Origin of the sequence: Bartonella sp. ML70XJBT (assembly GCF_028618425.1) — a bacterium.
In the GTDB taxonomy this organism is placed as follows: Bacteria; Pseudomonadota; Alphaproteobacteria; order Rhizobiales; family Rhizobiaceae; genus Bartonella.
Genome location: NZ_JAQISX010000022.1, coordinates 19,401 through 20,206, shown reverse-complemented (window position 1 = coordinate 20,206; position 806 = coordinate 19,401). Strand labels below are relative to the sequence as shown.

Genomic DNA, 806 nt, shown 5'->3' with positions numbered 1-806 from the left:
ATCAATCTTTCACGAAGCTTCAACATGATCTTTCAGACAACATTGCTCAGAATGCACTGTTGTGGAGTGATGATGACAAAGCGTTTGTAGCACTTCATGGCAAAGGAGATGGTAAGCATAATAGTAAACTGAGCCATCTTGTTGACGGGGACATTTCGGCGGGGTCGACAGAAGCGATTACGGGTAATCAGTTGTATCAGTTGAATCAGACGTTAGCGGCTTATTTAGGCGGAGGAGCGAGCTATCAAGGAGGAGAATGGACAGCGCCTCATTTTGAAATAACGCAGTTCAAGAGCGATGGCAGTTCTTCTGAGAGTAAGAGCTATGATACTGTAGCGGGTGCATTTGAAGGAGTTAACGGAAGTTTATCTGGTATTAACGATCGCCTTAATGATGTAGCTGAGAATGTTACCTCGAACGGCTTAAATTGGAATGAAGAACTAGGAGGCTATGATGGTCGTCATAATGGGGCGGATAGTAAGATTACGCATGTAGCGGATGGAGAGGTATCGGAAGGTTCGAAAGAAGTTGTTAATGGAGGTCAACTTTGGGAGACGAATAAGAAAGTTGAAGCTGTTGAGGAGCGTGTAGAGAATATAGATCAACATGTTAAGGATGTTGAAAGTGCTGTTACGAACGGAGCTGTTAACTATGATAAGGATGAGTCTGGTCATAAGACGAATAAAGTTACGTTGGTTGGAGGCGATGAAAGTGCTCCTGTATTGATAGACAATTTAGCGGAAGGTCGGATTGAAAGTGGTTCGAAAGAAGCAGTTACGGGTGGTCAATTGCATGATTACACGGAC

At 43.7% G+C, this 806-nt stretch carries 1 pseudogene; it reads left to right on the top strand.

Annotated elements, in window-relative coordinates:
* A pseudogene (locus PVV65_RS08050) lies at positions 1-806 on the top strand (hypothetical protein); the annotation flags it as partial.